General features: G+C 68.0%; 25 protein-coding genes and 1 tRNA gene. 18 read left to right on the top strand and 8 right to left on the bottom strand.

All coding sequences use genetic code 11. The features are described 5' to 3' along the window. Positions 1 to 266: 266 nt before the first annotated feature. The 4 genes from ileS to ndk are packed head-to-tail and all read left to right on the top strand — an operon-like array spanning position 267 to position 5,853. Complete coding sequence (gene ileS, locus ACFXQA_RS09565; RefSeq protein WP_394519589.1) at positions 267 to 3,701, top strand: isoleucine--tRNA ligase; 3,435 nt, start codon at positions 267 to 269, stop codon at positions 3,699 to 3,701. Beyond that, positions 3,698 to 5,038: a bifunctional folylpolyglutamate synthase/dihydrofolate synthase gene (locus tag ACFXQA_RS09570; RefSeq protein ID WP_394519590.1), complete on the top strand. Its 1,341-nt coding sequence runs from the start codon at positions 3,698 to 3,700 to the stop codon at positions 5,036 to 5,038. Before ileS ends, ACFXQA_RS09570 begins: the two co-directional genes overlap by 4 nt. Continuing rightward, positions 5,026 to 5,436, top strand: coding sequence for a DUF4233 domain-containing protein (locus ACFXQA_RS09575; protein WP_394519591.1), 411 nt, complete (start codon positions 5,026 to 5,028; stop codon positions 5,434 to 5,436). Before ACFXQA_RS09570 ends, ACFXQA_RS09575 begins: the two co-directional genes overlap by 13 nt. Positions 5,437 to 5,439: 3 nt before the next feature. Next, positions 5,440 to 5,853: a nucleoside-diphosphate kinase gene (gene ndk / locus ACFXQA_RS09580; protein WP_394519592.1), complete on the top strand. Its 414-nt coding sequence runs from the start codon at positions 5,440 to 5,442 to the stop codon at positions 5,851 to 5,853. A gap of 11 nt (positions 5,854 to 5,864) precedes the next feature. Here the strand turns inward: ndk and ACFXQA_RS09585 are convergent, their stop codons facing one another. After that, positions 5,865 to 6,470: a vitamin K epoxide reductase family protein gene (locus ACFXQA_RS09585; RefSeq protein ID WP_394519593.1), complete on the bottom strand. Its 606-nt coding sequence runs from the start codon at positions 6,468 to 6,470 to the stop codon at positions 5,865 to 5,867. Between the two features lie 277 nt (positions 6,471 to 6,747). Between ACFXQA_RS09585 and ACFXQA_RS09590 the strand changes: the two genes are divergently transcribed. Then, positions 6,748 to 9,153 (top strand): Rne/Rng family ribonuclease, encoded by a 2,406-nt coding sequence (locus ACFXQA_RS09590; protein ID WP_394519594.1) that lies wholly within the window; start codon positions 6,748 to 6,750, stop codon positions 9,151 to 9,153. Positions 9,154 to 9,159: 6 nt separating this feature from the next. Here ACFXQA_RS09590 and ACFXQA_RS09595 read toward each other — a convergent pair whose 3' ends face one another. Continuing rightward, entirely contained in the window at positions 9,160 to 9,435 is a 276-nt protein-coding gene (locus tag ACFXQA_RS09595) for a DUF4031 domain-containing protein (protein ID WP_394519595.1), read from the bottom strand. 221 nt (positions 9,436 to 9,656) lie between these two features. Here ACFXQA_RS09595 and rplU point away from each other — a divergent pair, with 221 nt between their 5' ends. The 10 genes from rplU (at position 9,657) to ACFXQA_RS09645 (ending at position 16,417) form a co-directional block, all read left to right on the top strand. After that, positions 9,657 to 9,965 carry a 50S ribosomal protein L21 gene (gene rplU / locus ACFXQA_RS09600; protein WP_394519596.1) on the top strand — a complete coding sequence of 103 codons (309 nt, stop codon included), beginning with the start codon at positions 9,657 to 9,659 and terminating at the stop codon, positions 9,963 to 9,965. Positions 9,966 to 9,982: 17 nt separating this feature from the next. Further along, on the top strand, positions 9,983 to 10,240 hold the full coding sequence (gene rpmA / locus ACFXQA_RS09605) for a 50S ribosomal protein L27 (RefSeq protein WP_394519597.1): 258 nt from the start codon (positions 9,983 to 9,985) through the stop codon (positions 10,238 to 10,240). 133 nt (positions 10,241 to 10,373) lie between these two features. Next, positions 10,374 to 11,882 carry a GTPase ObgE gene (gene obgE / locus ACFXQA_RS09610; RefSeq protein WP_394519598.1) on the top strand — a complete coding sequence of 503 codons (1,509 nt, stop codon included), beginning with the start codon at positions 10,374 to 10,376 and terminating at the stop codon, positions 11,880 to 11,882. Further along, positions 11,879 to 12,724 (top strand): glutamate 5-kinase, encoded by an 846-nt coding sequence (proB, locus tag ACFXQA_RS09615; protein WP_394519599.1) that lies wholly within the window; start codon positions 11,879 to 11,881, stop codon positions 12,722 to 12,724. Before obgE ends, proB begins: the two co-directional genes overlap by 4 nt. After that, positions 12,721 to 13,980, top strand: coding sequence for a glutamate-5-semialdehyde dehydrogenase (locus ACFXQA_RS09620; protein ID WP_394519600.1), 1,260 nt, complete (start codon positions 12,721 to 12,723; stop codon positions 13,978 to 13,980). Before proB ends, ACFXQA_RS09620 begins: the two co-directional genes overlap by 4 nt. Positions 13,981 to 14,034: 54 nt before the next feature. Further along, a complete protein-coding gene (locus tag ACFXQA_RS09625) occupies positions 14,035 to 14,253 on the top strand; it encodes a hypothetical protein (RefSeq protein ID WP_394519601.1) in 219 nt (72 codons plus the stop codon). A gap of 10 nt (positions 14,254 to 14,263) precedes the next feature. After that, entirely contained in the window at positions 14,264 to 14,863 is a 600-nt protein-coding gene (gene nadD / locus ACFXQA_RS09630; RefSeq protein ID WP_394519602.1) for a nicotinate-nucleotide adenylyltransferase, read from the top strand. After that, the gene (locus tag ACFXQA_RS09635) at positions 14,860 to 15,891 is read left to right on the top strand and encodes a hypothetical protein (RefSeq protein ID WP_394519603.1); all 1,032 of its coding nucleotides are present in this window, start codon (positions 14,860 to 14,862) and stop codon (positions 15,889 to 15,891) included. The genes nadD and ACFXQA_RS09635 overlap by 4 nt, the downstream gene beginning before the upstream one ends. Beyond that, on the top strand, positions 15,892 to 16,269 hold the full coding sequence (rsfS, locus tag ACFXQA_RS09640; RefSeq protein ID WP_394519604.1) for a ribosome silencing factor: 378 nt from the start codon (positions 15,892 to 15,894) through the stop codon (positions 16,267 to 16,269). A 75-nt stretch (positions 16,270 to 16,344) separates the two neighbouring features. Then, positions 16,345 to 16,417, top strand: a tRNA-Ala gene (locus tag ACFXQA_RS09645). An 89-nt stretch (positions 16,418 to 16,506) separates the two neighbouring features. Here the strand turns inward: ACFXQA_RS09645 and ACFXQA_RS09650 are convergent. The 6 genes from ACFXQA_RS09650 to ACFXQA_RS09675 all read right to left on the bottom strand — a co-directional run bounded on the left by ACFXQA_RS09650 (position 16,507) and on the right by ACFXQA_RS09675 (position 22,070). Continuing rightward, entirely contained in the window at positions 16,507 to 17,967 is a 1,461-nt protein-coding gene (locus tag ACFXQA_RS09650; protein ID WP_394519605.1) for a DUF4082 domain-containing protein, read from the bottom strand. A gap of 235 nt (positions 17,968 to 18,202) precedes the next feature. Next, the gene (locus ACFXQA_RS09655; protein WP_394519606.1) at positions 18,203 to 18,574 is read right to left on the bottom strand and encodes a DUF7882 family protein; all 372 of its coding nucleotides are present in this window, start codon (positions 18,572 to 18,574) and stop codon (positions 18,203 to 18,205) included. A 112-nt stretch (positions 18,575 to 18,686) separates the two neighbouring features. Continuing rightward, entirely contained in the window at positions 18,687 to 19,592 is a 906-nt protein-coding gene (locus ACFXQA_RS09660) for a 3-methyladenine DNA glycosylase (protein WP_394519607.1), read from the bottom strand. After that, on the bottom strand, positions 19,589 to 20,302 hold the full coding sequence (locus tag ACFXQA_RS09665; protein WP_394519609.1) for an SOS response-associated peptidase: 714 nt from the start codon (positions 20,300 to 20,302) through the stop codon (positions 19,589 to 19,591). The genes ACFXQA_RS09660 and ACFXQA_RS09665 overlap by 4 nt, the downstream gene beginning before the upstream one ends. A 32-nt stretch (positions 20,303 to 20,334) precedes the next feature. Further along, complete coding sequence (locus tag ACFXQA_RS09670) at positions 20,335 to 21,381, bottom strand: App1 family protein (protein WP_394519610.1); 1,047 nt, start codon at positions 21,379 to 21,381, stop codon at positions 20,335 to 20,337. A gap of 5 nt (positions 21,382 to 21,386) precedes the next feature. After that, positions 21,387 to 22,070, bottom strand: coding sequence for a DedA family protein (locus tag ACFXQA_RS09675; protein WP_394519611.1), 684 nt, complete (start codon positions 22,068 to 22,070; stop codon positions 21,387 to 21,389). Positions 22,071 to 22,112: 42 nt separating this feature from the next. Here ACFXQA_RS09675 and ACFXQA_RS09680 point away from each other — a divergent pair, with 42 nt between their 5' ends. The 3 genes from ACFXQA_RS09680 to ACFXQA_RS09690 all read left to right on the top strand — a co-directional run bounded on the left by ACFXQA_RS09680 (position 22,113) and on the right by ACFXQA_RS09690 (position 26,798). Further along, entirely contained in the window at positions 22,113 to 23,426 is a 1,314-nt protein-coding gene (locus ACFXQA_RS09680; protein WP_394519612.1) for an anthranilate synthase component I family protein, read from the top strand. Positions 23,427 to 23,495: 69 nt separating this feature from the next. Further along, a complete protein-coding gene (gene leuS / locus ACFXQA_RS09685; RefSeq protein ID WP_394519613.1) occupies positions 23,496 to 26,069 on the top strand; it encodes a leucine--tRNA ligase in 2,574 nt (857 codons plus the stop codon). Positions 26,070 to 26,192: 123 nt separating this feature from the next. Then, the gene (locus ACFXQA_RS09690) at positions 26,193 to 26,798 is read left to right on the top strand and encodes a ComEA family DNA-binding protein (protein WP_394519614.1); all 606 of its coding nucleotides are present in this window, start codon (positions 26,193 to 26,195) and stop codon (positions 26,796 to 26,798) included. Positions 26,799 to 26,810 lie beyond the last annotated feature (12 nt).

Consider the following 26,810-nt stretch of genomic DNA (forward strand, 5'->3'; position numbering starts at 1 on the left):
GCGCACAAACGGTGGATCGCGTGCGTGGCGCCCGCCGCGCCTCGACGCGTAGAATGTGAGCACGAGTTTCGATCCGGCCATCACCGGGGAGCTCCCGGAAGAACGCACCGATTCTCGGGTCGGCGTCAGTAGAACCGGGCGGGGCAGGCCCGTGACAGCCGCAGTGAAAGTGGGTGATCCGATCGAGAGGTCGGGCATCACGCGGGGTGGTACCGCGGCTCGTTCGAGTCGTCCTCGCAGGCTGATCCTCAACCTGCTGGAGTGACATGACCTATCCCCGTTCTGCTTTCGGTGCCGCTGCAGACCCTTCGACAAGCTCAGGGACCGGCGTCGCGTCGAGCCCGCGCTTTCCCGCGATCGAAGAAGAGACGCTCGCGTTCTGGGAGGCCGACGACACCTTCCGCGCTTCGATCGCCCAGCGCGACGATGCCGAGGAATGGGTCTTCTACGACGGCCCGCCGTTCGCGAACGGTCTGCCCCACTACGGGCACCTCTTGACCGGGTACGCCAAAGACCTCTTCCCGCGCTTCCAGACGATGCGCGGCAAGAAGGTCGAGCGGGTCTTCGGCTGGGATACGCACGGACTTCCGGCCGAACTCGAAGCGATGAAGCAGCTCGGCATCACCGAGAAGGACGACATCGAACGCATGGGGGTCGCCACCTTCAACGCGAAGGCGCGCGAGTCGGTGCTCGAGTACACGCGCGACTGGCAGGACTACGTCACGCGTCAGGCGCGCTGGGTCGATTTCGACAACGGCTACAAGACGCTCGACACCACCTACATGGAGTCGGTGCTGTGGGCGTTCAAGACGCTGCACGAGAAGGGTCTCGCCTACGAGGGCTACCGCGTGCTGCCGTACTGCTGGCGCGATGAGACGCCGTTGTCGAGCCACGAGCTGCGCATGGACGACGACGTGTACAAGATGCGGCAGGATCCCTCCGTCACCGTGACCTTCCCGCTCGTCGGCATGAAGGCCGAGGCGCTGGGCCTCACGGGCGTGAGGGCCCTCGCTTGGACGACGACGCCGTGGACGCTTCCGACCAACCTCGCTCTGGCCGTGGGCCCCGGCATCCGTTACGTCGTGCTGCCCGCTGGCCCGGCGGGTGCCGCCGACGTGCACCACAACCCCGACGGTCAGGCCGATGACGCGATCGAGGCCGCCGCCCACCGCTACCTGCTCGCCGAAGAACTCCTCGGCGGCTACGCCAAAGACCTCGGCTACGAGTCGGTCGACGCTGCGCGCGAGGCCGTCCAGCAGACCATCGCGGGCAGCGAGCTCGAGGGCGTCGCCTACGATCGGCTCTTCGACTACTACGCCGACGCCGAGACCTGGGGAACGCAGAACGCCTGGCACATCCTCGTCGACGACTACGTCACGACCAGCGACGGCACCGGCATCGTTCACCAGGCTCCCGCGTACGGCGAGGACGACAAGAGACTCGCGGATGCGGCGGGCCTCCCCACGATCCTCTCGCTCGACGACGGCGGCCGATTCCTTCCCGACGTGCCGGATGTCGCGGGGGAGTTGTGGCTCGACGCCAACACCCCGCTCATCCGGATGCTGCGCCAAGACGGTCGGCTGCTGCGCATGGCGAGCTACGAGCACTCGTATCCGCACTGCTGGCGCTGCCGGAATCCCCTGATCTACAAGGCCGTCTCGAGCTGGTTCATCCGCGTCACCGACGTCAAAGAGCAGATGATCGCGAACAACGCCGAGATCACCTGGGTTCCGGAGAACGTCAAAGAGGGCCAGTTCGGCAAGTGGATCGAGGGCGCACGAGACTGGTCGATCAGCCGCAACCGCTACTGGGGTTCACCCATCCCGGTGTGGAAGAGCGACGATCCCGAGCACCCCCGCCTCGACGTATACGGATCGCTCGCCGACATGGAGGCCGACTTCGGGCGGCTTCCACGCAACACCGAGGGCGAGGTCGACCTCCACCGGCCGTTCATCGACGAGCTCACGCGCCCGAACCCCGACGACCCGACGGGGCGCAGCACCATGCGCCGGGTCGAAGACGTGCTCGATGTCTGGTTCGACTCGGGGTCGATGCCGTTCGCTCAGGTGCACTACCCGTTCGAGAACCACGACTGGTTCGACCAGCACGCGCCGGCCGACTTCATCGTGGAGTACATCGGTCAGACGCGCGGCTGGTTCTACGTGATGCATGTGTTGTCGACCGCACTGTTCGACCGCCCGGCCTTCCGTGCGGTGTCGGCGCACGGCATCGTGCTGGGCAGCGACGGGCAGAAGATGTCGAAGTCGCTCCGCAACTACCCCGATGTGCGCGAGGTGTTCGATCGCGACGGGTCGGACGCCATGCGGTGGTTCCTCATGTCGAGCTCTGTTCTGCGCGGCGGCAACCTCGTCGTCACCGAAGAGGGCATCCGCGCGGGGGTGCGAGAGTTCCTCCTGCCGCTGTGGAACACCTGGTACTTCTTCGCGACCTACGCGAACGTCGCCGGCACGTCGACAGGCGCTGCGACCGGCTACGAAGCGTCCTGGCGCACCGACTCGACCGACGTACTCGATCGCTACATCCTCGCTCGCACGGGCGATCTGGTGCGCGAAGTCGCGGGCGACCTCGAAAAGCTCGACTCGACCACGGCCGCGGGGCGTCTGCGCGACTTCGCCGAGGTACTGACGAACTGGTACATCCGTCGCTCGCGCGATCGATTCTGGACGGGAGTGCGCGAAGACGACTCGTCGTCGACCGAGGCGTTCGACACGCTCTACACCGTGCTCGAGACGTTGACCCGGGTCGCGGCTCCGCTCATCCCGCTCGTGTCGGAGAAGATCTGGCAGGGCCTCACGGGTGGGCGCAGCGTGCACCTCGCCGACTGGCCCGACGCCGATGCCTTCCCGGCCTCGGCCGGCATCCGCCTCGCCATGGACACGGTGCGCGAGGTTTCGAGTGTTGCGAACGCCCTCCGCAAGCGGGAGGGGAAGCGCGTGCGTCTGCCCTTGCCGCGGTTGACCGTGGTGGTGACGGATGCTGCCGCTCTCGCCCAGTTCGAAGACATCCTGCGCGATGAACTGAACGTCAAGTCGGTGGAGCTGGTCGAACTCGTCGAGGGGGCACCGGCCGCCTACGGCATCTCGCACCGGTTGACGGTGAACGCCCGTGCGGCGGGTCCCCGGTTGGGAAAGCAGGTGCAGCAGGTCATCCAGGCCGCACGCGCCGGGGAATGGTCCGAGGTGGACGGCATCGTCACGGCGGGCGGGGTCGAATTGCAGGCCGGCGAGTACGAGCTCGTCGTCGAGACCGCGGGCCGCCCCGACGGAGAGGCGCTTGCCGTGCTCGCACAGGCCGGGTTCGTCCTCCTCGACACCACGACCGACGAAGCGCTGGAGGCGGAGGGACTCGCTCGAGACGTCGTCCGCGCCGTGCAGGACACGCGCAAGTCGGCGCGGTTCGACGTGAGCGATCGCATTCGTCTCATGCTCGGTTTCTCCGATGAGAACGATGCGGCGGCGGTGGCGAGCGCGTTCGACGTGGCCGACATCGCGGGCGAAACCCTCGCCCGCGAGGCGGCGATCGTCGGCGCCGACGGCACGACGTCGCTCGCGCGTGGAACACTGCGCGGGACTCCGGCGGAGACCCCCGACCACCAGGCCGAGTTCGCCGCGGGAACGTTCGCGAACGCCGGAGCGTTCACCGTGTCGGTGACCCGCCTGAACGAAATGAGTGCCGAATGAGCGATCGCACACGTGCCGACGCCGTCTATGCCGCGCTGCTGACGCGACAGGGCGAGCAGTGGGTTCAGCCGCGGGTGGAGCGCACCCGCCGCGTGCTCGAGATGCTGGACGACCCGCAGCGCACGTACCGCGTGATCCATGTCACGGGGACGAACGGCAAGACCTCGACGAGCCGCATCATCGAGAGCCTCGTGCGGTCGGTCGGGCTGCGGACGGGCCTGTTCACGAGCCCGCACCTGGTGCGATTCACCGAGCGCATCATGATCGACGGTGAACCCGCCTCGGACGGCGCGATCGCCGACGCCTGGGACGAGATCGAGCCCTTCGTCGACCTGGTCGACGCCGAGCTCGTGGACGCCGACGATGCGCCGCTGACGTTCTTCGAGCTGCTCACCGTGCTCGCGTTCGTCGTCTGCGCCGATGCGCCCGTCGACGTTCTCGTGCTCGAGGTCGGCATGGGCGGCGCGTGGGATTCCACGAACACCGCCGACGGCGATGTCGCGGTGTTCGCCCCGATCGCCCTCGACCACGCCGATCGGCTCGGCTCCACCATCCGCGAGATCGCCACCGTCAAGGCCGGCATCATCAAGGACGGCGCGGCCGTCGTGTCAGCCAAGCAGGAGCCGGAAGCCGCTGCCGTCCTCCGAGCCGCCGCGACCGCGCGCGGGGCGACCATCGCCTTCGAGGGCGCCGAGTTCGGGCTGACCAGCCAGCGGCAGGCGGTCGGCGGCCAGCTGCTGTCGGTGCGGGGCCTGTCGGGCACCTTCGACGAGCAATATCTTCCGCTCTACGGGTTCCACCAGGGCGCGAACGCCGCACTGGCGATCGCCGCCGTCGAATCGCTGCTCGGAAGCGTCAGCGCCGAGGTCGTCGTCGACGGGCTCGCGCAGGCCACGTCGCCCGGACGCCTGCAACTCGTCGGATCCCACCCGATCGTCGTGGCGGACGCCGCCCACAACCCGCACGGAGCGAGAGCCCTGGCCGACGGGCTCCGCGAAACCTTCGACGTCGACGAATGGGGCGTCGTGCTCGGCGTCCTCGATGACAAAGACGCCGCGGGCATCGTCGAGGCCCTCGCACCGATGGCAGCACGCGTGTTCGCCACCGCGCCGGAGTCGGAGCGCGCGAGCGATCCCGACGTCGTCGCCGACCTCGCAGAGGCGCGCGAACTCACCGTGTCGGTGCACCCCGGGCTCGACGATGCGGCGGAGTCCGCACGCGAGTGGGCGGCAGCATCCGATCGTCGTGCCGTCGTCATCGCCGGATCGGTCGTGCTCGCCGGCGAGGCTCTGCGTCTCTCCGAGGCCGAGGACTGGAAGAGCGGGTGGCAGGCGTGAGCCCCCGAGAGCCGCGCGTGCGTCGCCGTCGCGGGGCGGCGGAGTCGTTGGGTTCGGTCGTGCTCGGCTTCGAGTCGATCGTCGTCTTCTTGGGCGGGCTCGTGGTCTACGGGCTGCGCGTCCTCCCCGAGGGAGTCGAGCCCTGGTGGGGGATCGTCGGCGGGACGGTGCTCGCCGTGCTGATGATGGCCACGGCCGGCCTCCTGCGTCACCGCTGGGCGATTGCTGCCGGGTCGGGCCTGCAGGTCGTGCTCGCGCTGGGCGGCATCCTCGTTCCGGCACTTCTCTTGGTCGCGCTCATTTTCGGCGGCATGTGGGCGTATGCCAACATCAAGGGGGCGTCCCTCGACCGTCGGAACGCCGCTCTCGCTGATCCCCTCCCACCGAACGGAATGTGACCCATGGCGACCGAAGAGACACTCGTACTCGTGAAGCCCGACGGTGTGGCCCGCGGCCTCACCGGCGCGATCCTGGCCCGCATCGAGGCGAAGGGCTACGCGCTCGTCGACATCCGCCTCGTCGAGCCCGACCGCTCGACCCTCGAAGAGCACTACGCCGAGCACGAGGGCAAGCCCTTCTACGAACCCCTCCTGGAGTTCATGCTCTCGGGTCCGTCCGTCGCCATCCGCCTCGCGGGCAACCGCGTCATCGAGGGTTTCCGCTCACTGGCGGGAACGACCGACCCGACCTCTGCCGCGCCCGGCACGATTCGCGGCGACTTCGGCCGCGACTGGGGCCTGGCGGTGCAGCAGAACCTCGTTCACGGCAGCGACAGCCCGGAGTCCGCTGCGCGCGAGCTCGCGATCTGGTTCTGAGTCTGAGCCGATCAGACGAGCGAACCGATCACGTCGAGCCGTAGCTGGGCGATGATCGCGATGACCGCGTAGCTTCCGACGGCGAGGAGCGGCATCCACCCCATGGTGGCGGCTGCTCCTCGCCGGACGCGGTCGTGTGCGGGCACGATGCCCGTCCGGAGAAGGTGGAGCACCGTGACGTAGAACGTGGGAATGGTCACGATCCAGGTCACCATGCACCACGGGCAGAGCGTGCCGATCACGAAGATGCTCTGGACGATGAGCCAGACCACGAACGCGAACCCGCCGGCGGTGCCCAGAGCGAAGAGCCACCAGAACCAGCGCGCGAACTGAGCGCCGGCGAGAATGGCGACACCCACGACGATCGGGGCGATCCACGCCGCTAGTCCGATGATCGGGTTGGGGAAGCCGAAGATGCTGCCCTGTGCCGAGACCAGGTTCTTGCCGCACTGGATCAGCGGGTTGAAGTCGCACGACGCCGACGCGGTGGGGTCTTGCAGAAGGTGCAGCCGCTCCAAGGTCAGCGAGAAGGCGGCCCACCAACCGATCACGCCCGCCACGATGAGCCAGACCGCCATGACGGTCGGACGAGTCGGGGAGGTCGCGGGTGTGCTCATGGCTCGGATTATGGCACTCCGAGCTATCTCCGAGCCGGGCGACTCCCGTGTCTCACCTCGATGGTCGGCGCAGGCGTCGGGGGAGTGCGATAATGGTCGACGATGCCCCGCGGCCGCGCCGCACCGGCATCACGACAGACTTCGGGCGAACAATGCCCTCGCAGCTCGAGCCTCGGGCCGGCTGCAGACCATATGAGTTCGCGGCCCCGCCGGGTGTGGCGCCGCACGAGATTTCGTCGGACGATGCGCGGTGTCGTCCGCAGGGAGTAAGCCAGTGATGGCCGATGAGACCGAAGACCGGAACGATGTCCGTACAGATGATTCGACGCAGCAGCAGACAGAGCCGCTGACCGAAACACCCACGCCGACCATCGCCGACATCGAGGCTGTCCTCGATGCGGTGGGGTCCACCGAGGGCGAGACCGAGACGGCGGATGCTGCAATCGAGCCGGCGCCCGTCGCTGCGTCTCCCGCAGAGCAGCCCGTCGCCGCGGTGGAGTCGGGCGAAGGGCCGCAAGACGAGGCCGCCGCCGACGACGCAGGCGCGTCGGCCGATTCCGCTGCTCCCACCCCCGCCGAGCCGGACGCGACGGAACCGACGGAACTCACCGCCGTCGCGCTGGGCCTCCTTCCGGAGGTCTTCGTCTCGGCGGTCAGCACCCAGCTGCACTTCTACGCGCCGCCGCTCGCGGTGCTCCCGCCGCGACCCGACGAGGTCGACGAGCCCGACGAGTCGTCGCCGAGCAGCACCTCGGTGCGACGCCGCAACCGCCGTCGCGGCGAGACCGGTGCCTCCGACGACCGCGCGGCCGAGCCTGCCGTGAGCGCCCCGAGGCAGCGCGCCATCGAGTACGTGACCGAGCCGCAGCGCATCAAGGGCTCCACGCGCCTCGAGGCCAAGAAGCAGCGGCGCCGTGATGGGCGCGAGGCCGGTCGCCGGCGTCCCGTCGTCACCGAGGCCGAGTTCCTCGCCCGTCGCGAGGCCGTCGATCGCGAGATGATCGTCCGCTCCAAGAACGGCCGTGTGCAGATCGCGGTGCTCGAAGATCACGTGCTCGTCGAGCACTACGTCGCGCGCAACCAAGACGCATCGCTCATCGGCAACGTCTACCTCGGCCGCGTGCAGAACGTCCTCCCCAGCATGGAGGCAGCCTTCGTCGACATCGGACGCGGTCGCAACGCCGTGCTCTACTCGGGTGAGGTGGACTGGGATGCTGCCGAGACCGGCAACCAGCCGCGGCGCATCGAACTGGCTCTCAAGTCGGGCGACAAGGTTCTCGTTCAGGTGACCAAAGACCCGGTGGGTCACAAGGGTGCACGTCTGACGAGCCAGATCTCGCTCCCCGGCCGGTACCTCGTCTACGTTCCGGGCGGTGCCATGAACGGCATCTCGCGCAAGCTCCCCGACACCGAGCGGGCGCGCCTGAAGAAGATCCTCAAAGAGGTTCTTCCGGAGTCGGCGGGCGTCATCGTGCGCACGGCCGCCGAGGGCGCCACCGAAGACCAGCTGACGCTCGACGTGCAGCGCCTCACGAGTCAGTGGGAGCACGTGAGCCGCCAGATCGAGACGATCCAGGCACCGGCGCTCCTGCATTCCGAGCCCGACCTGCTGGTGAAGATCGTGCGCGACGTCTTCAACGAAGACTTCACGAAGATGCTCATCCAGGGTGACGACGCGTACCAGACCATCACGAGCTACCTGGCGAGCGTCGCCCCCGACCTGCTCGAGCGTGTCGAGGCGTATGCCGCCGACCGTGACCCGTTCGACGAGTTCCGCGTCACCGAGCAGATCGAGAAGGCGCTCGATCGCAAGGTCTGGCTGCCGTCGGGCGGATCGCTCGTCATCGACCGCACCGAGGCGATGACCGTCGTCGACGTCAACACCGGCAAGTTCGTCGGTTCGGGCGGCAACCTCGAGGAGACCGTCACGAAGAACAACCTCGAAGCCGCCGAAGAGATCGTCCGTCAGCTCCGGCTGCGCGACATCGGCGGGATCATCGTGGTCGACTTCATCGACATGGTGCTCGAGACCAACCGCGACCTCGTGCTGCGACGTCTGATCGAGTGCCTGAGTCGCGACCGCACGAAGCACCAGGTGGCCGAGGTCACCTCACTCGGGCTCGTGCAGATGACGCGCAAGAAGCTCGGCCTCGGGCTTCTCGAAACGTTCAGCGAGAACTGCGAAGTCTGCGCGGGTCGTGGCGTCGTCGTGCATCACGACCCCGTGGTGAAGCACCGTTCGAACGGTGCGTCGTCGTCGTCGTCGGGAAACAGCACGCCGAACCGCCGCTCGCGCGGAAACGGCAACGGGAACTCGAACGGCAACGGCGGCGGAAACGGTGCCCCCGGCGCCACGCACGTCATCACCGAGGGTGTGAAGTCGGCGCTCGCGCAGATCGCCGCTTCGACGATTCAGCCCGCGGTCGAAGACGAGGTCGCTCCCGTCGAAGCCGCCCCGGTCGAGGCGCCCGTCGTAGAGGCGGAGCCCGTCAAGCGGCCGCGCAAGAAGCGGTCCGACGCGCCCGCGAAGAACCCGCGCACCGAGAAAGATGTTCTGCTCGACTCCGTGCTCAGTGCCCTGCCCGAACCGAAAGCACCCGGCCAGGGGCGCTCGCGTCGGCGCGTGACCACGGCAGCACTGAGCGGAACCCCCGTGCAGGCATCACCGACAGACGAGGGCTGACGCGCGTCAGCGCATGTTGCGGCGCTCGCGCGCCGTGACACGGAGCCCCGAAGCGATCAGGCGCCGCACCAGTTCGTGACCGTCGACATGGTGCGCACCCCCGGCGACGAGCCGGGCGTGCGCATCGTCGGGAACGTCGTAGTGATCCAGGTCGAATGCTCGGCGCGGGATGTCGTGAACCCGGGCGAAGGCGTGCAACTCCGCGAGGTCGGAATCGCTCACCAGATGCGCCCACAGCCTGCCGTGCGCGGGCCAGCGGGGGTCGTCGATCAGGATCGTCACGACGCGAGCCTATTCGGGCGTCCGACACGCGGCTCCGCGCTTTTGCCAGGCGTCGTGGCATCGGGTAGTATTTCCCTTTGGTGCGTTCGTGTCACGTGCTCGGTAGCGGCCCCGGTGGGGAACGCACGACCGGCAGGCGTGACGGATGCGAACGTGATGCACCAAGACTTCCGTCATCAGACAAACCGGAGCCCAGCGCTCCCGAACGAAACAGGTATGAAGTGGTTTACGCAGTAGTGCGGGCCGGCGGCCGGCAGGAGAAGGTAGAGGTCGGCACGATCGTCGTCCTCGATCGCCTTGCAGCCAAGGTAGGCGACAACGTGCAGCTTCCTGCCGTGCTTCACGTCGACGGCGACGCCGTCACGACCGACGCTGACAAGCTCGCCGGCATCACGGTCACGGCCGAGGTGCTCGGAGAGCTGCGCGGGCCCAAGATCGTCATCCAGAAGTTCAAGAACAAGACCGGCTACAAGAAGCGCCAGGGGCACCGTCAGGACCTCACGCGCCTCCGGGTCACCGGCATCAACTAAGCCAGGGAGACGCAGAGATGGCACATAAAAAGGGCGCAAGCTCCACCCGCAACGGTCGCGACTCCAACGCTCAGCGCCTCGGCGTGAAGCGGTTCGGCGGCCAGGTCGTCGGCGCCGGCGAGATCATCGTCCGCCAGCGCGGCACCCACTTCCACCCCGGCGCCAACGTGGGCCGCGGCAAGGACGACACCCTCTTCGCCCTCTCGGCGGGCGCCGTGGAGTTCGGAAAGAAGGGCGGCCGCAAGGTCGTCAACATCGTCGCGGGCGCGGAGTAACCTCCGGCACGTACGAGCACCGGCTCACGCCGTTCGGCTCTCGAAGGGGGCGGGCTCTTGCCCGTCCCCTTCGTGGTTTTCATCGCAGGCCGTCTCATCGAGGCCGTTTCATCACCGCACGAAAGGAACACGCATGGTCACGTTCGTAGACCGCGTCACATTGCACCTGCGTGCGGGACGGGGCGGCAACGGCTGCGTCTCCGTCAAGCGCGAGAAATTCAAGCCGCTGGCCGGTCCTGATGGCGGCAACGGTGGGCACGGCGGCGATGTCATCCTCGTCGCGGACCCGCAGACCACGACTCTGCTGTCGTACCACCACTCTCCTCACCGGTCCGCTGAGAACGGCGGATTCGGGATGGGTGACCACCGCTCCGGTGCCGCGGGCGAGCCGATCGAGCTTCCGGTACCCGTCGGAACCGTGGTGAAAGACGCCTCCGGCGAGACCATCGTCGACATGATCACCCCGGGTATGCGCTTCATCGCGGCTCCCGGTGGTATCGGCGGGCTCGGGAACGCAACTCTGTCCTCACCGAAGCGCAAGGCGCCGGGGTTCGCGTTGCTGGGTACGCCCGGCTGGGAGGGCGACCTCAACCTCGAGCTGAAGACCGTGGCCGACATCGCTCTCGTCGGCTTCCCGTCGGCGGGTAAATCGAGTCTCGTCGCTGCTGTTTCAGCAGCCCGTCCGAAGATCGCCGACTACCCCTTCACGACCCTTCACCCGAACCTGGGAGTCGTGCAGGCGGGCGACGTGCGGTACACGATCGCCGACGTGCCCGGCCTCATCGAGGGCGCAAGCGAGGGGCGGGGCCTCGGGCTCGAGTTCCTCCGTCATGTCGAGCGGTGCACGGCTCTGGTCCACGTGCTCGATTGCGCGACCCTCGAACCCGACCGGGATCCGCTTACCGACCTCGACATCATTCTGCGCGAGCTCGCCGCATATCCGGTTCCCGACGGCCAGACGCCGCTCCTCGAACGGCCCCAGATCATCGCGCTGAACAAGGTCGATGTTCCCGAGGCCATGGATCTGGCGAATCTCGTGCGACCCGAGCTCGAAGCCCGCGGTTTCGCGGTCTTCGAGATCTCGACAGTGAGTCGTGCAGGTCTGCGTGAACTGACCTTCGCCCTGGGCGAGATCGTCGAGAAGCACCGCATCGAACTCGCGGCGGCTCCGGTCCCGGAGCGCATCGTCATGCGCCCGACCTCCGGTCAGAAGGCGTTCACCGTGCGCGTCGAGGGCGGCACTTACGGCCCGCTCTACCGCGTGCTCGGCGAGAAGCCGGTGCGCTGGATGCAGCAGACCGACTTCCAGAACGAAGAAGCCGTCGGCTATCTCGCCGACCGCCTCGAACGCCTCGGCGTCGAGACCGAGCTCTACAAGGTCGGCGCAACGCCCGGCGCAACCGTCGTCATCGGCGAAGACGACGCCGTCGTGTTCGACTGGTATCCCACCATGTCCTCACCGGCCGAGCTCATGACGGCGCCGCGTGGCACCGACCCGCGCCTCGACCTCAACCCGCGCCGCACCACGGACCAGCGACGCGAGCGTTACTACGAGCGCATGGACGCGAAGGCGGCCGCGCGCGCCGAAGACGAGGTCGAGCGCCTGGCGCGCCACGACGACGAGGAGATCACCGAGCAATGACCGCGCAGAACCGTGCGGATCTTCCCGGAGCGTCGCGCGTCGTGGTCAAGGTGGGCTCCTCGTCGATCGGCGGCGAAGGCGCCCACCGTATCGACACGATCATCGACGCGCTGGCCGCAGCATCCGCCCGCGGCACCGAGATCGTCCTCGTCTCGTCCGGTGCCATCGCGACGGCGTTGCCGTTGCTCGACCTCGCGGGGCGTCCGAATGACCTCGCCACCCAGCAGGCGGCCGCAGCCGTGGGCCAGAACGTGCTGATGTGGCGCTATCAGACCGCCCTCGACCGACATGGATTGCTCGGTGGTCAAGTGCTGTTGACGGCCGGTGACCTCGAGAACCCCACGCACCGTTCCAACGCACGCCGAGCGATGGAACGACTGATGGGGCTTCGCATCCTGCCGATCGTCAACGAGAACGACACGGTGGCCACGCACGAGATCCGATTCGGCGACAACGATCGCCTCGCGGCCCTCGTCGCCCAGTTGATCGGGGCTGACGGGCTCATCCTGCTGAGCGACATCGAGTGCCTGTATACGCGTCCGCCCGGCGAGCCCGGCGCGCGCGCGATCACCCTGGTCGAGTACGGCGATGATCTGTCGGGCTACGAATTCGGCACGGTGGTCGTCAACAGCGTCGGCACCGGGGGAGCAGCGACGAAAGTCTCGGCGGCGCGGTTGGCCGCAGCATCCGGTGTCGGAGTGCTCGTCACCAGCGCCGACCTCGTGGCCGAAGCTCTCGGCGGCGCCGACATCGGCACCTGGTTCGCGCCGAATCCCGGAGCCGCACCCGTGCTGACAGGCCCCGTCGGCACCCTGAACGCCGGGGATAGGCTGGGCCGATGACGACAGTCGTTGCCACGGCGCACGAACGGATGCTGAGCGCCAAAGAGGCGGCGCGGACGATCGGCCTCCTCACGGCCGAGCAGAAAACCACCGCGCTGCATGCCATCGCTTCGCAGATCGAGGTCGACGCCGACGCCATCATCGCGGCGAACGGCGAAGACCTCGCGCGGGGTCGCGAATCGTCGATCGGCGATGCGCTCCTCGACCGCCTGCGGCTCGATCGCCCCCGTGTCGCCGCGCTCGCGACGGCGGTCCGCGAAGTCGCTGATCTTCCCGACCCGGTCGGCCGTGTTCTCGACGAGCGCGTGCTGCCGAACGGTCTGCGATTGTCGAAGGTGTCGGTGCCGTTCGGAGTGGTGGGGTCCATCTACGAGGCCCGGCCGAACGTCACCGTCGACATCACGGCGCTCGCCCTCCAGTCGGGCAACGCGGTCGTCCTCCGCGGGGGAAGTGCCGCGCTCCACTCGAATGCCGCTCTGGTGCGCAGCATGCGCACGGCGCTCGCCTCGCAGGGGATCGACGCGGACGCGATCCAGTCGGTCGACGATTTCGGTCGAGACGGGGCGCGGGCGCTCATGCACGCACGCGGTCTCGTCGATGTGCTGGTTCCCCGCGGCAGCGCCCAGCTCATCGAGACCGTCGTGACCGAATCGACGGTGCCCGTGATCGAGACCGGTGCGGGCGTCGTGCACATCGTCGTCGACGCGTCGGCGCGGGCCGATTGGGCTCGAGACATCATCGTGAACGCCAAGGCGCAGCGTCCGAGCGTCTGCAATGCAGTGGAGACCGTCCTCGTCCATCAGGATGCCGCGGAGCGCGTGCTGCCGGGCGTGCTCGTCGCGCTGAAGCAGGCGGGCGTCACCGTGCACGGCGACGAACGCACGGCCCGGTACGACGGCGACGTCGTCCCCGCGACCGACGACGATTGGGCGACGGAGTACCTCAGCCTCGATCTCGCCGTGCGGGTGGTCGACGACCTCGATGAGGCTCTCGGTCACATCCGTCGGTATTCCACGCACCACACCGAGTCGATCCTCACGCAGGACGACGACAATGCGGCGCGCTTCTTGGCAGAAGTCGACTCGGCGGTCGTGATGGTCAACGCCTCGACACGGTTCACCGATGGCGGCGAGTTCGGCTTCGGGGCCGAGGTCGGCATCTCGACGCAGAAGCTCCATGCTCGCGGACCCATGGGACTCGCCGAGCTGACCAGCACCAAGTGGCTCGCGCGCGGTGACGGGCAGACCCGTGGCTGACGGCCTAAACTGGGGCTTGCGCGTCGCCGCCGCGTACACCCGAACGGAGTCTCGATGAACACCGCCACGCTGATCGCCTTCGCCGCAGAAGAAGCCGAACACGGCAACGTCGCCCTCGAGACGTTCTGGTACGGAGCTGTCGCCCTCGCGGTCTTCACACTTCTCGGACTCGTCACGCTGTCGTACCGCAACGTGGCCAACCGGCACGCGCACAAGGCCGAGGCCTATGCGCGCCGCAACGGCACTCCGACGCCCGAGGGGCACGGCCACTGAGGCTCACTGAATGACGACGACGACGCGCGCCCCACGGATCGGGGTCATGGGCGGAACCTTCGACCCGATCCACCATGGCCACCTGGTCGCGGCGAGCGAGGTCGCTCAGTCGTTCGATCTCGACGAGGTCATCTTCGTGCCGACCGGTCGCCCGTGGCAGAAGCAGAAGGTCTCGCCGAGCGAAGACCGCTACCTCATGACGGTCATCGCCACAGCATCGAACCCGCAGTTCACGGTCAGCCGCGTCGATGTCGACCGCGACGGACCCACCTACACGATCGACACGTTGCGAGATCTGCAGACGCAGCGGCCGGGTGCGGAGCTGTTCTTCATCACCGGCGCCGACGCCGTGGCGCAGATTCTGGGGTGGAGGGACCATGATGAGTTGTGGGGCCTCGCCCACTTCGTCGCCGTTTCGCGCCCGGGACACGTTCTGAGCATCGACGGCTTGCCTCGCGACTACGTGAGTCAGCTCGAGATTCCGGCCCTCGCCATCTCGTCCACAGATTGCCGAGACCGCGTTCGCCGGGGAAACCCGGTCTGGTATCTCGTGCCAGACGGCGTCGTCCAGTACATCGAGAAGCATCACCTCTATCGGAGCAAGGCATGAGCACACCCGATCAGCCCGCAACGCCTCCGCTGACCCGTCGGCAGATGCGCGAGATCCGTCATACGGGCTCGACACCCATCGTCACCGCCGAAGACATCGCGCGGGTCGAGACAGCCACGGCGGCCTCCGAGAGCAGCCCGGCCGCGGAGAAAGACGAAGCGCCCGTCATCGACGAGGCGCCCGTCACTGCTCCTGTGGTCGACGAAGCCCCCGAGCCCGTCGAGACGGTTCCGGACGCCGACCCCATCGAGACGGTGGCGCCCGCCGAGCCCGTCGAAGAGCGCGTCGCGCCCACGTCGTTCGCAGACCCCGGTGTCGCGCCGCTGACCCGCCGTCAAGCGCGGGAGCACGAGCGGATCCGCACAGCCTCCGTCCCGATCATCACGCCCGATACCGAGCACCCGTCGTCACCCGATGATGCGACGCCGGTCGAGACAGGCGCTGAGAGCCGCTCCGCCGACGACGGCGTGATCGCTGAGGTGCCGGGTCTCACTCGGCGGCCCGCGGCCGACACCGCTGCCCCCGCCGCCGTCGTCAACCCACATTTCGGCTCGGGCCTGCTGTCCGGCGAGACGCCGGTCGTCGACCTGCCGCCGTCTTTCGATCAGTTGATCACTCGGACCGGGTCGACCGGCGTTTCGACCTCCACCCCGAACGCGTTGATCCTGTCGCAGGCGCCCTCGGTCGCACCACTGGTGGCGCCCGTGACCGCAACGGGCGAAGTTCTCATCACCGGCAGCTTCGATCTGCCCGAGGGCCTCGGATCCGTCGGTCATGCCCCCGGACTCCACGACGGCAAGGATGCTGACGCGGTTCTGATCGACGGAGAACTGCCGGCAGCATCGTCTCCGACACCCATCGCCGCCAGCGCCGCCATCAGTCAGGTGCGCAATAACGACGAAATCATTCGACCGCCCGCCCCCGATAAGGGAAACCGGTTGGTGCTGATCCTCGGCATCACCGCAGGAGTGCTCGGAGTTGGCGTCATCGCCATCTTCACGCTCGTTTTCACCACAGGAGTTCTGTAAATGGTAGCCACTGACAACTCGCGAGAGATGCTGCAGATCGCGGCCCGTGCGGCCGACGCGAAAAGCGGCGAAGATCAGGTCGCGCTCGACGTCTCGGAGCCGTTGCCGCTCGTCGATATCTTCTTGATCGTGACGGGTCGCAACGAGCGGAACGTCGCCGCGATCGCGGACGCGATCGAAGAAGAGCTTCTCGAGGCGGGCCACAAGCGCCTGCGCCGCGAGGGTCGTCAAGAATCGCGTTGGATCCTCCTCGACTTCGGAGACCTCGTGGTGCACGTGTTCCACGAGGAGGAGCGCATGTTCTACGGCCTTGAGCGGCTGTGGAAAGACTGCCCCGTCGTTCCGATCGATCTGCCGGCCCCCGCTACCCAGGAGTAGCTCGCAGGACGCCCCGGTTCGTGGCATCGGATCGGATGTAGTAATCTAGGGGGGTTGCCTTCTGAGGCAACGTCAGGGCCTGTGGCGCAGCTGGTAGCGCACCTGCATGGCATGCAGGGGGTCAGGGGTTCGAGTCCCCTCAGGTCCACTTCAGCACCGCGTGATTCGTCCGAATCCACCGACACCAATGCCCGAAGCCCCCACACGGGGCCTCGGGCATTGGTGTTGCGGCGTGCGTTACGGAACGGTCACGCCGGCGTACCGCTGAGCGATGAAGCGCTCCAGTGCGGCGCCGTAGACGGCGTAACCGTCCTTGGTGGCGTGCAGGCCGTCACCCTGGCTGGAGCCGGTCTTCCACGAGTTGTCGGGGTTTCGGACCTCAGCCCAGGCGTCGACGTACGCCCAGCCCTGCCGCGCGGCGATCTGGGCCAGCAACACGTTGAGCGGGCCGACCTTCTCCCTGAGACCGTTCCACGGCGGGATCGCGTTCAGGACGATGCGCGAGTTGCCCGATTTCGCCACGATGGCTACGAGCTTCGCCTCGAACTCGGCGGGCGACATGTTCTTGGCGAGGTCGTTCGTGCCGATCATGAGCGAGACGACGTCTGCATCGGAGAGATCGGGTGTGTTCTGCAGAAGTCGATCGACCCCGGCGCCCGAATTGGCCCAGCCGCCCGCGAAGGTGATGTAGCCCTTGTTCTGGACGATCGGCGCCCATCCGAGGGACATACCCGTTGCCAGGTGACCCTTGTGTCCGTTGCTGTTCGAGTCGCCGAGCACCCCTACCCGCACGGGTATGTCGATCTGACCGGGCGTGGGCGGGGTGGTGGTTGCGGGCTTCGTGGTGACCTGGACCGCTGCGCGGTTCGCCGGCGCTGATGTCGGAGCGACGGTCAGGAAGTACTTGGTGTTCGGCGCGAGTCCCGAGATCGTCGCACCGTTGCCGGTGCTCGCGACGACCGTGCGCGAGCCCTGGTCGGCCGCGGCGGTGGTGCCCCACTTGATGGTGTATTGGGTCCCCGATGCGATCGACGCGGAGTTCCAGGCGAGCGAGACAGAGGTCGAGGTCGAACCCGTCGCGGTGATCGTCGGCGCCCCCACCGGGGTCGGGGTCGGCGTCGGAGAAGGCGAGGCGTCGGAACCCGCGTAGATCAGCTGGATTCCGTAGCTCGACGAGGTCGTCGAGGCGATCGACGGAATGCGCCCGGCACCATCCGAAAGCAGGCCCGCTCCCGCGGGGTAGGTGATCGTGCCGACCGTGACCGGCGACGAGAACGCCCCCGGTGTCTCGGACCAGCCACCCTTGGGCGCGTAGAAGGACGCGATAAGACTCTCGCCCTTCTGCAGCGTCACCGCCTTGGCGAAGGTGGCAGAGACCGGGCCCGCGACGCCCGTGATCGGAGCCGTTCCCGTGGTCACCCGTCGCCCGGTCTCCTCGTCCCACAGGCTGACCGCCGATGCCTTGCTGGCGGCGGAGCGGTAGAAGGTGAGGCCGGTGACGGTGGTCGTGCTGTTCGCGACGAACTCGACTCCCACCTCCGTCGGCGTGGTCGATGCGACGGCGGGGACGGTCGGCGCGGATGCCGCGGATGCGGGTACGGCGGCACCGAAAGCGGCGGCGCCGATCAGTGCGCCACCGAGAAGGATGTGGGCTATCGAACGGCCCAGATGCCGTGCTCGAGAAGAAATAGGCGGCATTGTTCTCTGTTTTTCGTTAACCATGAAATCAGTGACTTTCGGGGAGAAAAGGCCCGGAAAACGGGTTCGCGGGCAACAGTACAGGCCGGAGTCTTTCTCGCCGTTCGGTAATATATATTCCGCCTTCGGTAATATAAATTCGTCAATCGGTGTTCACGTGAACCGCCCAAGGAGCAGTTCGAAGACCAGATTCAGATGAATTCTCGGCGTCAAGACGGGGGCGTTCTGCCTGTCTTCAGAAGCCCACGGCGCGACCGCTCGACCGAACGCAGCCGCCCCGAGACCGCGGGTACTCGACGTGTGGATCGCGAGAGGGTTCGCGGACGAGGTGCAGGCCGGCGCGCGAGTTCGCGGAGAGTTCAAGCGCCTCGAGCCACGCAGCATTGATGTCGTGCGCACGATCGTCGTCGTCGTAGCGGTAGATCAGACCCGCTCCCGGGTGGATCCACACGCTGGTGCGGCCTGATCGGGTGACGGCCTCCTGCGTCCACGTGAAGAAGAAGCTCTCCGACCGGGCCAGCTTGGCACCGATGACGATCTGCAGATGGGCGAGCGCCCGGTCGTCGATCGCCGTCGTGGTTCCGTTGTGATAGGTGAGAACGCCCACCGAGGCCTCCGGCCCAGCGGTCCGTACTGCGCAGCAGTTCCGAAGATCGGAGGCGTTGGCCGCAAAGCGGGAGACGCCCGTGTGGTCACCGTCCTCTATTTCGCGGGTGAAGTCAATTCACCCGCACCGACTCACCGTGCGGCAGCGCCGAGAGCAGGCGTTCCCTCAGGTGTCCGGCGCGGGCCGTGAACTCCCGCTGTCGACGGACGTACTCGGCCTTGCCTTCGGCGGTCTCGATCGCGACCGGCTCGTAGCCCCAGCCTCGGAGATCGTACGGTGAGGCGCGCATGTCGATCGTGCGAATGTCGCGAGCGAGCTCGAAAGCATCGAGCAGAACCTCGCCCGGCACGATGGGGCCGAGCTTGACGGCCCACTTGTAGAGGTCCATCCCGGCGTGCAGACACCCTGGTTGCTCCCGTGAGACCTGCAATTCGCGGCTGAGCGGCTCACGGTTGCGGGGCACTGCGTCGTCGGTGAAGAAGCGATACGCGTCGAAGTGCGTGCAACGCAGATCGGATGCTTCGACCACCGCGTCGGTCTCGGCGGGCCCCAGACGCAACGGGACGTCATGACGCGGAACCGCTTCGCGGTACACCATCGCCCACTCGTGGAGTCCGAAGCATCCGAAACTCGCCGGGCGCGACGACGTGGCCCGGAGGAGGCGACCGACCGCGGCCACCAGATCACTGCGGTCGAGCAGATACGCGTTCAGGTCGACCGTGACGTCGGGGCGACCCACGCCCTCGACCAGGGTGTACCAGCGCCAGGTTGCGCGCTCGGCGGCGTCTTCGAGAACGACGGCTTTGCCGGGGTGCCACCGCCGCAGAACCGAGGGCTTGTAGGAGTAGTAAGTGAAGAGGAAGTCATCGACGGGGTGCGTTTCACCGCGAGCTGCGCGCCGACGCCTGCCCGCCGTCAGCTCGTCTGCGCGCCGCGCGTGGGCGTCGGCACGCCGGCGCCAGTCAGACGCATCGAGGACTTCAACGGTCGGGTGTGTGACCGCGGACGCCGTCGTCACTCGTCGACCGGTTCGATCAGGTCGGGGGTGTCGTTGCGCACGTTGCCCACCGCGCTCGAGACGACGTGGTCGTCGAGCGAGTCGGCCACCGTGGGAGCGGCATCGACGGCGGCGTCGAGGATGTCACCGACGTTGTCGGTGGACGGATCGAGCCAGGCGTCGGCGTAATCCGCGTCCATGAAGAGCGGCATACGGTCGTGGATCGATCCGAGTCGGCCGATCGAGGCGCGGGTGAGGATGGTGAAGCTCAGCATCCAGCGCGCCGGGTCGTCGTCGGCAAGGGTCGGGTTCTTCCACCACTCGTACAGCCCGGCGAAGAAGAGGGGGGTGCCGTCGGCCGGGTGGATGTAGTGCGGCACCTTGCCGTCGTCGGTGACCTTCCACTCGTAGTACCCCGAGGCCGGCACGATGGCGCGGCGCTTCTCGAGTGCCCCGCGGAACATGGGCTTGTCTTCGATGTCTTCAGACCGGGCGTTGAATGCCTTCACACCGATCTTCGGGTCTTTCGCCCATGACGGCACCAGGCCCCACCGCGCGGGCTCCAACCGACGCGTCGGGGGATCTGTCTTGGCCGAATCGAGCACGATCGCCACCGAGCCCGTCGGTGCGATGTTGTACGACGGTGCGGGCAGATGATCGTTCTCGACGTCGACGCGCAGAACGCTCACGAGCTCGGAACCGACGTTGGCAACCACGAAACGACCGCACATGATGTCAACCGTAGCCCGGGCCTCCGACAGCCTCAGTCGTCGGATTCGTCTTTCGCCGCAATGCCCACCGCGGAGAGTCGGTCGAAGAGGCCGGCGCCATCGGACGCGCTCACCCACGGAACCTCTGCCGCGGAGTGGTCGTCGACGACGGTGCGACCACCCGCGAGTACGGCTTCAGCGGGCGAGAGCTCGCGGATCGCGACCGCGGCGACGTTGCCGGGGTGCTCGCTCGCGAACCCGGTGTAGATGGCATCGTCGTGCTGGCCGTCATCGCCGACGAGGAGCCACTGGATGTCGGGGAACTCCTTCGCCAACCGGCGCAGGTTCGTCTTCTTGTGATCCTGACCGCTGCGGAACAGTCGGTCGTGCGTCGGGCCCCAGTCGGTCAGGAGGATCGCTCCCGACGGGTAGAGGTGGCGGCGCAAGAACCTGATGAGCGTGGGCGCGACGTTCCACGCCCCCGTGGAGAGGTAGACGACGGGCGACCCCGGGTGCTCGCGCGACAACCGCTCGAGAAGTACCGACATGCCGGGAACGGGCTGCCGCGCGTGCTCGTTGACGACAAAGGAGTTCCACGCGGCCAGAAGCGGACGAGGCAGGGCCGTCACCATGACGGTGTCGTCGACATCGGACACGATCCCGAAACGCACGTCGGAGGCGACGATGAAGACTCGCGTCTCGACGGGTTCGCCGTCTTCGACGACGACCGAGATGGTCTGCCACCCCGGCGCGAGCTTCGCCGAGAGCACCGTGTCGATCACGCCGCCGCGGTCGGCGACGACGTCGTGTCGCTCGCCTTCGATCGTCACCGATACCCGAGCGAAGCCCACCGGTACGGCGGCGAAGCTACGCCATCCGCGCACGCTCGCGTACTCGCCGTTCGAAGACTGCTTGGCCGCGGGAACGATGAGAACGCGGCCCAGGACCCGCACCCACTCCTCGCTGCCGTATCCCGGGTATCCGGTCGCGGTGGGGACGAGGCCACGCGCGCGGGCTCGACGCTCCCGCCACGAATGGAAGCGTCGCTCGATACGGGCGAGCCAGAGGATCTTGGGGCGCGAAGCAGCGTCGGAAGGCATCGCGCTCAGTCTTTCATGCCCGCGTCGTCCGCACGGGTCGGTTCTTCCTTCTCGTCGCCGAGATGCTTGCGCTCGACGCGTTCGATGACCTTCTTGCCGATGAAGACGAGCACGATGAACGCGACGATCACGCCGACGAAGATGTAGCCGGCGTAATGGATCGTGTCGGACAGCTCGCGGTAGGTGCCCGCCGCCAGCGAGGCGACGGAGATGTACAGCGTGGTCCAGACCACGCACGCGGGCGCGGTCCACGCGAGAAAGCGCCGGTACGAGAAGGTGCTCATGCCGACCGTGAGGGGAACGAGCGAGTGCAGCACGGGGAGGAACCGCGAGAGGAAGATGGCGAAACCACCGCGCCGTTCGAGATAGCGCTCGGAGCGTTGCCAGTTCGCCTCTCCGATCCGGCGGCCCAGGCGCGAGGAGCGGATGCGCGGGCCGAGGAATCGTCCGAGCGCGAAGCCGATGCTCTCGCCGGCCAGGGCTCCGAGAATCACCGCCGCGCCGAGGGCGATCGCCTCGACCGGGCCCGATACCGCGGTTCCCGCGACGATCACGACGGTGTCGCCGGGAACGACGAGACCCACCAGCACACTCGTCTCGAGCAGGATCGCGAGGCCCGCGATGACCGCCCGCACGACGGGGTCGACACCCTGCACCGTGTCGAGGAGCCACGTGAGGATCTCGTTCACGAGCACGAGCCTAGGCCGGGAGGTCGCGTCTACCCTGGGAGCGTGTCGCCAGAGAATGTCGCCGTCGCCGTGAGTCGCTGGATCGACCCCGCGGTGGCTTACGAGGCGGTCGTCGGGAACGACCCGCACGGCTTCTGGCTCGACGCGGGGACGGATGCTGCAGAGGGCTGGAGCTGGCTCGGGATCGGGGTGCCCGAGGCCGACCCCGATGCCGTCCGACGAGTGGTGCTCTCGGGCCCCGGATCGACGTCCGGCGACGCCGGGCCGTTCACGGGCGGCTGGGTCGGGTGGGTCTCGTACGAGACGGGCGCCGCCGCCGCGGGTGCGCCCGTTGCCGACGACGCCACGACGCCGGGGGAGTGGTGGCTCCGGGCCGACGAATTCCTCGCGTTCGACCACACCGCGCGCCGGGTCTGGGCGTGGGGCCGGTCGCGCGACCGGGCTGAACTTCTCGCCGCCGCCGCCGCCGCCGTCGGGCGGGCGGGGACAGAACCTGCGGACGCGCCCGCGCCCGCAGCATCCGTCGCTCGCTCCCGGCACACCCCGGCCGCCTACGCGGATCTGGTCGAGCGCTGCCGCGACAGCATCCGCGAGGGGGACGCCTACCTGCTGTGCCTCACCACGCGATTCGAGGTGGACGGCGCTTTCGACCCGCGTGCGGTGCACCGACGACTGCGCGCGTCTTCTCCGACGCATCACGGCGGCCTCATCCGAGCCGGCGACGTCTCGCTCGTCAGCGCGAGTCCCGAGCGCTTTCTCGAGGTGGGCGGTGGCGTGGTCAGAACGCATCCGATCAAGGGCACCCGTCCGCGGTCGGATGACCCCGTCATCGACCTCGCCCTGGCCGACGATCTGCGCGCGGACCCGAAGGAGCTCGCCGAGAACGTCATGATCGTCGACCTGATGCGCAACGATCTGTCGCGCGTCTGCGCCCCGGCGACGGTGACCGTGGAACGGCTGCTCGAGGTGGAGAGCTACCCGGCCGTCCACCAACTGGTCAGCTCGATCGCCGGCACGTTGGCCGACGGTGCGACTCTCGGCGATCTCTGGGGGGCAGCTCTTCCGGCGGGGAGCATGACGGGGGCGCCCAAGCTGTCGGCGATGACGATCTTGCACGACCTCGAACGATCGCCTCGCGGGGTGTTCTCCGGATGCTTCGGATGGGTCGGCGCAGACGGTGGCGCCGACCTCGCCATGGTGATCCGCAGCATCGTGGTGGGGCCCCGGAACGCCTACGTCGGCGCCGGCGGCGGCATCACCTGGCACTCCCAGCGCGAGGCGGAGGTGCGCGAGGTGGGGTGGAAAGCGCGCGCGCCGCTGGCCGCGATCGGCGCCCTTCTGCCCCCGGGCTGGTGAGGGCACCCTTCCGGTAACGTGGAGACGCGCCGCGTGCGCGACCCGAACCCCCACGATTGGCTCTTCCGTATGTCTTCTATGCCCTTTTTTCCCGCAGAAAGCGGTGGCCCCGACGTTCACGAGGTCCAGCGCAAGTGGCAGGAACGATGGGCCGAGAAAGATCCGTTCCGCGCGGGCGGCGACGGTGACACGCGCCCCCGCAAGTACGTGTTGGCGATGTTCCCGTACCCCTCGGGCGATCTGCACATGGGCCACGCCGAGAACTACCTCTACTCCGACATCGTCGCCCGCTTCTGGCGCCACCGCGGCTACAACGTGCTGCACCCGATCGGATGGGACTCCTTCGGGCTCCCCGCTGAGAATGCGGCGATCCAGCGTAACGCCGACCCCGTGAAGTGGACCTCCGAGAACATCGCGCAGCAGAAGACCAGCATGAAGGGCTACGGCGTCTCGTTCGACTGGAGCCGCGTGCTCCACACCAGCGACCCTGAGTACTACCGCTGGAACCAGTGGCTGTTCGAGCGACTCTTCGAGCGCGGCCTGGCCTACCGCAAAGACGGCGCGGTCAACTGGTGCCCGTTCGACCAGACGGTCCTGGCCAACGAGCAGGTCGTCGACGGACGATGCGAGCGGTGCGGCCACGAGGTCATCAAGAAGAAGCTCACGCAGTGGTACCTGCGGATCACCGACTACGCCGATCGCCTGCTCGACGACCTCAACCAGCTCGAGGGCTTCTGGCCGCAGAAGGTCATCCAGATGCAGCGCAACTGGATCGGCCGGTCGATCGGTGCCGACATCGACTTCGTCATCGAAGGGCGCGACGAGAAGGTCACGGTCTTCACGACGCGCCCCGACACGCTGCACGGCGCGACCTTCTTCGTCGTGGCCCCCGATTCCGACCTCGCCGCCGAACTGGTCGCCGGCTCCTCGGCCGATGCGCAGGCTCGCTTCCAGACCTACCTCGACGGTGTGCGCAAGGTGACCGACATCGACCGGCAGTCGAGCGACCGCCCCAAGACCGGCGTCTTCCTCGAGCGGTGGGCGATCAACCCGGTCAACGGTGAGCGGATGCCCATCTGGGCCGCCGACTACGTGCTGGCCGATTACGGCCACGGCGCGGTGATGGCCGTGCCCGCCCACGATCAGCGCGACCTCGATTTCGCGCGCGCCTTCGATCTGCCGGTGCGGGTCGTCGTCGACACGTTGGCGCCCGTGACGGGGGCGATCCCCGTCATCGAGCTCGACGAGCAGGGTCTGCCGATCGACCCGGGCGGGGAGAGCATCGACGACCTCGACCCCGCACGCACCGGCATCGCGCTGACCGGCGAGGGCCGACTGATCAACTCGGGCGCCTTCGACGGACTGTCCAAGCGCACCGCGATCGCGCGCATCATCGACCAGCTGCAGAAGGACGGACTCGGACGCGCCGCCAAGACCTACCGGCTGCGTGACTGGCTGATCTCGCGCCAGCGGTTCTGGGGCACCCCGATCCCGATGATCCACACCGAAGACGGCCGGATCGTCCCCGTGCCCGACGACCAACTGCCCGTGCGGCTGCCCGCCGTCGAGGGTCTCGATCTGACGCCCAAGGGCACTTCGCCCCTGGGTGCGGCGAAGGAATGGGTCGAGGTCGCCGATCCCGAGACGGGTCAGCCCGCGCGACGTGATCCCGACACGATGGACACCTTCGTCGACAGCTCGTGGTACTACATGCGATTCTTGTCGCCGGGCGACACGACGCAGCCGTTCTCGTCGCGCGAGGCCGACAAGTGGGGCCCGGTCGACTTCTACATCGGCGGCGTCGAGCATGCGATCCTCCACCTGCTGTACGCGCGTTTCGTCACCAAGGCCATGTTCGACATGGGCATGGTCGAGTTCACCGAGCCCTTCACCCACCTGATCAACCAGGGCATGGTGATCCTCGGCGGCACCAAGATGTCGAAGAGCAAGGGCAACCTGGTGCTCTTCCAAGACGAACTCGACGCCCACGGCGCCGACGCCCTGAGGGTGGCGCTCGCCTTCGCCGGGCCGGTGGAAGACGACAAAGACTGGGACGACGTCTCGACGACGGGGGCGACGAAGTTCCTCGCGCGCGCCATGCGCATCGCCCACGACGTCGAAAGCGACCGCGACGTGATCTGGGCCGAGGGCGACACCGCGCTGCGCCGGGTCACGCACCGCCTGTGGGCGGATGCTCCGGGGCTCATCGAGCAGACGAAGTTCAACGTCGTCGTCGCCCGTCTGATGGAGCTCGTCAACGCCACCCGAAAGGCCATCGACTCGGGGGCCGGGCGCAGCGATCCCGCGGTTCGCGAGGCGGCCGAGGCCACCGCGATGATCCTCGACCTCTTCGCCCCGCACACCGCAGAAGAGATGTGGGAGATCCTGGGCTACGAACCCTTCGTCGGGCTCACCACCTGGCGTCAGCCCGACCCCACGCTCCTGGTAGAAGACTCCGTCATGGCCGTCGTGCAGGTCGACGGCAAGGTGCGGAGCACGTTCGAGGTGCCGGCGCGGATCGACGCGGCCGACCTCGAAGCCCGCGCCCGCGCGGACGACAAGGTGCGGCGCGCGCTGGGCGATCGCGAGATCGTGCGCGCGGTGGTGCGTCCGCCGAAGGTCGTGAGCTTCTCCACGAAGTAGGCGAGCGGTCTTCCGGGGGAGGGCGCAGCATCCGACCCTCCCCAGGGAGTCCTGGTCGTTCGTCGTCCACCGACCGCGGCCGGCTCGGCTGCGCGGATCGCGTCGCTCCGTAGCGTCTTCCGGGTGGCAGACGAGCGTGAACGCAGTGCTTCGCGGCGCCTCGGGGTCGGCGCCGTCGTGGTGCTCATTCTGGCCGGGCTGGCGATCACGGTCGGGATCGGCATAGCCCGAGGCGCGGGTAGCGCCGGAACCGCCATCGTGACGCCGTCCGCCTCCGCCGTAGGAGGGCCGACCGATGGTGCGGTCTACGTGCACGTGGCGGGGGCCGTCGTCACGCCCGGTCTGTATCGACTGTCGGTAGGAGACAGAGTGGTCGACGCGGTCGGGGCCGCCGGTGGCTTCGCCGGCGACGCCGATCGGGCCGCCGTGAACCTCGCCCGCACCGTCGACGACGGCGAACAGCTCGTGGTTCCGGTCGTCGGCGCCGCTCCCCCCGAGCCGCCGGCGGGAGCGACGGGAGCGGGCGGTGCCGTCGGCGGGGTGATCGATCTGAACGCGGCGGATGCTGCGGCGCTCGACACCCTGCCCCGGATCGGCCCGGCGCTGGCCGAACGCATCGTGACGTGGCGAGAGGAGAACGGGCGCTTCACGAGCGTCGACGACCTTCTGAGCGTGCCGGGGATCGGCGAGAAGATCGTCGACGGCCTGCGCGACCTGGTGCGGGCGTGAAGGGGAGATGGC

Origin of the sequence: Microbacterium shimangi (assembly GCF_043556445.1) — a bacterium.
GTDB lineage: Bacteria > Actinomycetota > Actinomycetes > Actinomycetales > Microbacteriaceae > Microbacterium.